The 6043-nt window shown below is 63.0% G+C and carries 6 protein-coding genes and 1 pseudogene; 4 read left to right on the top strand and 3 right to left on the bottom strand.

Going from position 1 to position 6043, the window contains the following annotated elements:
* Window positions 1-218 (top strand): annotated as a pseudogene (locus WCB02_RS01175) (MFS transporter); the annotation flags it as partial.
* A 462-nt stretch (window positions 219-680) separates the two neighbouring features.
* The gene (locus tag WCB02_RS01180; protein ID WP_423955437.1) at window positions 681-1481 is read left to right on the top strand and encodes a transporter substrate-binding domain-containing protein; all 801 of its coding nucleotides are present in this window, start codon (window positions 681-683) and stop codon (window positions 1479-1481) included.
* Here the strand turns inward: WCB02_RS01180 and WCB02_RS01185 are convergent, their stop codons facing one another.
* Together WCB02_RS01185 and WCB02_RS01190 are read right to left on the bottom strand one after the other, a co-directional pair.
* The gene (locus WCB02_RS01185) at window positions 1482-2282 is read right to left on the bottom strand and encodes an extracellular solute-binding protein (RefSeq protein WP_423955440.1); all 801 of its coding nucleotides are present in this window, start codon (window positions 2280-2282) and stop codon (window positions 1482-1484) included. It abuts the gene before it with no gap.
* Window positions 2283-2506: 224 nt separating this feature from the next.
* A complete protein-coding gene (locus WCB02_RS01190) occupies window positions 2507-3730 on the bottom strand; it encodes a polyhydroxyalkanoate depolymerase (RefSeq protein WP_423955442.1) in 1224 nt (407 codons plus the stop codon).
* A gap of 178 nt (window positions 3731-3908) precedes the next feature.
* On the opposite strand from WCB02_RS01190, the gene WCB02_RS01195 reads away from it, so the two are divergent.
* Window positions 3909-4562 (top strand): glutathione S-transferase family protein, encoded by a 654-nt coding sequence (locus WCB02_RS01195; RefSeq protein ID WP_423955444.1) that lies wholly within the window; start codon window positions 3909-3911, stop codon window positions 4560-4562.
* A gap of 308 nt (window positions 4563-4870) precedes the next feature.
* A complete protein-coding gene (locus WCB02_RS01200) occupies window positions 4871-5305 on the top strand; it encodes a cupin domain-containing protein (protein WP_423955446.1) in 435 nt (144 codons plus the stop codon).
* A 105-nt stretch (window positions 5306-5410) separates the two neighbouring features.
* Here WCB02_RS01200 and WCB02_RS01205 read toward each other — a convergent pair whose 3' ends face one another.
* Window positions 5411-5773, bottom strand: a complete 363-nt coding sequence (locus WCB02_RS01205) for a hypothetical protein (RefSeq protein WP_423955448.1) — start codon at window positions 5771-5773, stop codon at window positions 5411-5413.
* Window positions 5774-6043 lie beyond the last annotated feature (270 nt).

Raw genomic sequence — 6043 nt, forward strand, 5'->3', positions numbered from 1 at the left:
GCAAATACACCTCCGAGGAATGGCGCTCGCGCGCCTATGCGGTGCGCTATTTCGTGGGTTTCACCGCGGCTGGCGCCTCCGTGGGGCTGGTGGCCTGGCTCTATCGGCAGGGCGGCTTCGTCACGATGCTGCATGCCTTCGCCGGACTCTGCCTGCTGGCGATCGCCGCCGCGATCATCCTGCCGCGCGAGATCAGGGTGCCGGCGCCGGCAAAGTGACTGTGGCGGTATGGCCACACTGAATTCGTAGCAGATCTGGCTCGTGGCCGCCTTCTCCTGATAGGACAGCGCCGTCCACAGCCGGCCTCTGCGACAGGGCCTTGGCCGCGACCCGCTCCATCAGGTTCAGCGACCGGCCGGAGCTCCCTGCGCCGGTAGGCCGACGGTGTCTCGGACGGGTAGAGATTATATTCTTGCTATAGTCATTGTTGCCGCGCCCAGTTCGAGCTTCCAACTCCCGCGGCCCGCGAGCAGGCCCGCCGGTCGCTTTCAATAGTCTGTGGAACCCGCTAGCCGCTGACCCGCAGGCATCCCCGTTGCGGCGCGACATGCGATGATCATGGGAGCACAATTTGCCGTGTCGATCACGCATCCGGCTTTCAATCACGAGCCCGATCGCGCAAATTGCGCGCGATCTCGGCGACAAAAGGACCGAGGGAGGGAGCCGGGAGAGGACAACGGATGTTCAGAGGATATTTGCTGCCCAGCGCCGGTCTCATTCTGGGAGCAATGATGATGATGGCAATGCCCGCGGGCGCAGACGGCCTGAAGGATGAGATCGCGCCGACGGGAAAGCTGCGGGTGGCGATCGCGATCAGCCCGGCAGGTGGCGCTTTCTGGTCCACCAAGACGGAGTCCGGCGGTTATGCCGGCGTGCCGGTTTCGCTCGGCAAGGAGATGGCCGCGCAGCTTGGCGTTGCCGTCGACTATGTCGTCTATCAGAATTCCGGCCAGATCACGGATGCGGCCGGCAAGGCCGTCTGGGATGTCGCCTTCCTGCCAAAGGATGCCGAGCGCGAGACCAGGATGTCGTTTGGTCCGGTCTATGAGGTGGCGGATGCGACCTACATCATCAGGGCGGGGTCGCCGATTTCGAACTTCCAGACGCTCGACCAGGCCGGCGTCAAGGTCGCGGCCGTCAATGCCACCACCACCATGCGCGGCGCGCAGGCGCACCTGAAGCACGCCACGGTCACGGGCTATCAGACCTATGACGAGATCTTCAATCTGCTGACGACCGGCGAGATCGACGCCTTCGCGCTGTCGCGCGACCAGCTCAACGCCATGGCGGAGAAGATTCCCGGCACCAGGGTGCTGGACGAAACCTTCAAGAAGACCATGACCGCGGTGGCGGTGCCCCTGAGTCATCCGCAGTCGCTGGCCTTCGTCACGAAATTCATGACGGAGGCCACCTCGAACGGGACCCTGCGCAAGGCCTATGACGATAACGGGCTCAAGGACACGCCGATCCGGACCCAGTAACTAATTCGTCGTGCCCGGCGGAATCGGCTCCAGGCCGCTCTTGACGAATTCGGCGCTGGCGATCGGTGACGTCGTCAGGAACTTGATCAGCGCCTTGCCGGCCTCGGGCTCCTTCGACACCGTGGCGATGCCTGCAGAGAACACCGTGATCTTCTGCAGGTCCGCCGGCAGCGGCCCGACGATGTCGATGCCCTGCACCGGCTTTAATTCGCTGATTTGCTGAAAGCCGATTTCGGCGTCGCCCTTGGCCACGATCTCACCGACCGGCGTGGCAGGAATTTTCCTGGCCTTGCCATTCATCTCATCCTCGATGCCGAGTTTCTTGAACATCTCGGTCGAGACATAGACGCCGCTCGCCGAGTCGGAATAGGCAATGGTTTTTGCTGCCAGCAAAGCGCGCTTCACCGCGTCCGCCGAGCTGATATCCGGCTTGGGCGCGCCCGCTTTGACGGCAACGCCGATGCTGGACTTGACCAGGTCGACGCGGCTGCCGGGGACGACCTTGCCGCTCTTGACGAGATCGCCGAGCGCGTAGCCGACCATGATGAGGACGTCCGCGGGCTCGCCGCGCTCGAGCCGGACCGGGATCGCGTTGACGGTCGTGCCCATCGACGGGCCGTAGGCGACCAAAACCTTGTTGCCGGTGGTGCGCTCGAACTCCGGGACCAGCGCGTTGAAGGCCGCGGTCAAGCCGCCCGAGATCATCACACGCACCTCGGCCGCGCTGGCGGAGCCGGTCAGGAGCAGGGCTGCCGCTAATCCCAGAAGCAGGGTGCGGATGTTGGCGGATCGCAATCTCATGGTGATTCCTCCCGGGGACGATGTTTTCGTCGGTCACGTTCGTCGGTCATGCTTGTTTGGCGGGGCACCCTATCGCGCAAAAACGGCTTGGCCTAGGGTTGCTCCGGCAATTCCGTCATTCCGGACGTTCTGCGAACGCGGACCGATCGGGAATCTCGAGGTGATTGGCAGTCGCGTCGGCGGGATTCCCGGTTCGCGTTCCGCGCGTCCCGGAATGACGGACGTCAGGCGTTGACGTGGACGAAATCGCGCAGCAGCGGATAGATTTCGTTATTCCATTTCTTGCCGCTGAACACGCCGTAATGGCCGACGCCGGCCTGCATGTGATGCACCCGGCGATAGGCGCGCACGCCGGTGCACAATTCCTGCGCCGCCAGCGTCTGGCCGATCGAGCAGATGTCGTCGCGTTCGCCCTCGACCGTCATCAGGCCCATGCGCCGGACCGCGGCCGGGTTCACCGGGCGGCCGCGGTAGGTCAATTTGCCCTGCGGCAGGAGATGCTCCTGGAATACGTCGCGCACGGTCTCGATATAGAATTCCGCCGGCAGGTCCATGACCGCGAAATATTCGTCGTAGAAGGTCTTGATGGCCTCGGCCTTTTCCTTCTCGCCCTTCAGCAGGTGGTTGTGCAGGTCCATGTGCTGCTTGATATGGCGCTCGAGGTTCATGGACACGAAAGCCGTGAGCTGCACGAAGCCAGGATAGACCTTGCGGAACGCGCCCTTGCACTGCACCGGTACGTAGTTGATCAGATTGTTTTCGAACCAGCCAATCGGCTTGCTCTTGGCGAATTCGTTGACCTTGGTCGGCTGAATGCGGGTGTCGATCGGCCCCGCCATCAGGGTCAGCGTCGCTGGCCGCGAGGGGTGATCGTCCTCGCACATGATGGCGGCCGCGGCCAGCGCCGACACCGAAGGCTGGCAGATCGCGACCAGATGCGGCCGCGGACCCAATTGGCCGAGAAAGTCGATCACGTGCCCGGTATAGTCGTCGAGCCCGAACCGGCCCTCGCTGAGTGGGATGTCGCGCGGGTTGTGCCAGTCGGTGATGTAGACATCGTGATCCTGCAGCAGCGTCTTTACGGTGCCGCGCAGCAGGGTGGCGAAATGACCGGACATCGGCGCCACCAGCAGCATGCGCGGCTGTTCGGGCGCGTCTTCCTTCTTGAAATGCAACAGCGAGCCGAACGGCGTCGCATAGGTGACCTCTTCCTTGACCGCGAGCTCGCGGTTGCCGACCTGCACCTGGTCGATCCCGTAGGGCGGTCGCGCATAGGTGAGGGAGGAGCGCGAGATCAGCTCCAGCGCCGCGGCCAGTCTCCCGAACAGCTTGTCGGAGACGCCCTGGGGGACCAGGTTGAGATATCTGAGCGCGGAAGCTGCCCCCGTCCGCCATGGCTCGGTGAGGTCCATGTGGTTCTGATAGGCCTGATATAACATTGACATCATTCGTCCGCCCTTGCCCGTCTTGCCATGCAATATCGAAGCCAGGGCGAAGTCAAATAGCCCTCCGGATTGGCATGTCGCTTGCTGCATACTATCCTGAAAGCCATGGCCAATGGGCTGGCCATGGTGTCCGGCCATGGTGTTCTATGGCTTTGAGACGACGTTTTAGGGGTTAAGCCAGATGGCGAAAGCGACACTGACGATCAGCAGCAAGAACTATTCGTCCTGGTCGCTGCGGGGCTGGCTGCTGACCAGGTTTTCCGGGCTGGAATTCGAGGAGATCGTCACCGCGCCGGACGATGTCTCCGCACGGGCTGAAATTCTGCTGTTGTCGCCCACCATCCTGGTACCGTGTCTGCGGCACGACGGCGCCACGATCTGGGATACTCTGGCGATCGCCGAATACCTCAACGAGACGATGCCGCATGCCGGCCTGCTGCCGGGCGACCGTATCGAGCGGGCGCATTGCCGCTCGATCTGCGGGGAGATCCATTCCGGCTTTACCACGCTCCGCGCCTCGCTCCCGGTCAATCTCAAGGGGCATTTTCCGGGCTTCAAGATCTGGACGCGCGCGCAAGCCGATATCGACCGGGTCTGCCTCATCTGGGCGGAGTGCCTGGAAAAGTCCGGCGGTCCGTTCCTGTTCGGCGAGCGAAGCATGGCGGACGCGATGTATGCGCCGGTCGTGACCCGCTTTATGACCTATGACGTGAAGCTCGAGCCGCGGATGAGGAGCTATGCCGAGCTGATCATGGCAATGCCCGAAATGGTCGAATGGATCGAGGCGGCCAAGGCCGAGCCCGAGGAAATCGAGGAGCTCGAGGTCGAATATTAGGCCGCGCCGTCTCGGCGGGCCCGTTCGAAGGGCTCAGGTATCGGGCACCGCTTGCATAACTTCGTGCCAAGGAGATCCAGGTTTGGCCCGCATTGGGGCCTGGTCGACGCCGCCAATAAACCTCCAAACCTGAAAATCCGCCTGCCCGAGCAGGAGGTTCGGCGGAGCCTCGCATCGCGCGCAGCGGCGCGACCTGGCTGGCGCGATTCTCGCATGGCTTGGCCCGGTTGCGAACGACGCGCTGCGGTCGTGCCGAAAATTTGGACGCCACGGTTCGCTGTCGCATGAACAATACGGTGGAGGCCGTCATGAATCAGCACGCTGTCGTGAGCAAGTTTTCCCACGTCAAACCCGGCGATACCGAGTTCAAGGGCGGAGGTCTGCGCGACTTCTTCCTGTATCGCGACCTCGGCATCGCCGACGCGACCGGTGGCCAGGTGATCTGCCATCTGGTCAAGGCCAATCCCGACATGCCGCCCGAGGACGGCACCGGCTGGCATCGGCACGATTGCGATTTCCAGATCGTGATCATGATGAAGGGCTGGGCGCGCTTCATGTACGAGGACAAGCCGACCCTGGTGCAGGCCGGCGACGTCGTGCATCAGCGGCCGGGCATCACGCACTACCTGTTCGATTACTCGCCGGACATGGAGTATCTCGAAATCGTCAGCCCGGCGGATTTCAAGACCGTCGACATGCCGCCGGCGACCGACAAAGTGCCGCCGGTGACGCCCTGGAAGTGAGTCGGCGACTCGTCGCCGCAGAATTAACCTTTGTGCTCGGCCGCCGGCTGCTCCTGGTCGCCGTCGTGCCGGATGTGGTGCGTCGAGTCAGCAGGGCGCCGACATCTAGCCGTGAACAAGCGAGTACACGGACCAACCACTGATTCGGGCGCGATTCGTTCCGGCGGCGTTCTGAAGCTTAAGATGCGGCCAGCCTCCGTCGCGTTTTGGGACAGGCGGCACGTTTGTGCGCAGATCGCGCTCGAGCGAAAGTCTGGCGCCGCGTCGCGGGCTGGCGCCCTTGATCGATGCATCGTTGATGCTGATCAACGTGTTCTTTCTTTCGACCCGTTCTTTCTTTCGACCCGTTCTTGCGCACGAGAGGCCGCTTATGCCCCGGCCTTGCGCCGCCGATCCGCTGCTGCCGTCGATTTCGGCCATTGCGATCGTGAATTGCGACCACCAATTCCGACCATCAATTTCGACCATTAATTTCGACTTGGCGCCAGGCCGTGACCGGCGAGGCGGTCGACGGCTTGACGGCCTTACTCGCGATGAGACCGGCGGGCTCCGATGCTCAAGCGATCGCGGCCGCATTGCCTGCCGGATGGCGCTTGATGGGAGCCTGAATTACATCCGCTGCCGCGGCAGACGCCACCCGACCACCATGGCCTCCAGCGCACCGCCGGATTCGTGATTGCGCCACTGCCCATTCACATAGTGGCAGCGGAACGGCAATTGATACGTCCCGCTCTGGTC

This window comes from Bradyrhizobium sp., from assembly GCF_049581145.1.
GTDB lineage: Bacteria > Pseudomonadota > Alphaproteobacteria > Rhizobiales > Xanthobacteraceae > Bradyrhizobium.

Excerpts from the sequence above, each read along its gene's own strand:
- WCB02_RS01180 (WP_423955437.1), top strand. The coding sequence starts at position 681 with ATGTTCAGAGGATATTTGCTGCCCAGCGCCGGTCTCATTCTGGGAGCA.
- WCB02_RS01185 (WP_423955440.1), bottom strand. The coding sequence starts at position 2,282 with ATGAGATTGCGATCCGCCAACATCCGCACCCTGCTTCTGGGATTAGCG.
- WCB02_RS01190 (WP_423955442.1), bottom strand. The coding sequence starts at position 3,730 with ATGATGTCAATGTTATATCAGGCCTATCAGAACCACATGGACCTCACC.
- WCB02_RS01195 (WP_423955444.1), top strand. The coding sequence starts at position 3,909 with ATGGCGAAAGCGACACTGACGATCAGCAGCAAGAACTATTCGTCCTGG.
- WCB02_RS01200 (WP_423955446.1), top strand. The coding sequence starts at position 4,871 with ATGAATCAGCACGCTGTCGTGAGCAAGTTTTCCCACGTCAAACCCGGC.
- WCB02_RS01205 (WP_423955448.1), bottom strand. The coding sequence starts at position 5,773 with ATGGTCGAAATTGATGGTCGGAATTGGTGGTCGCAATTCACGATCGCA.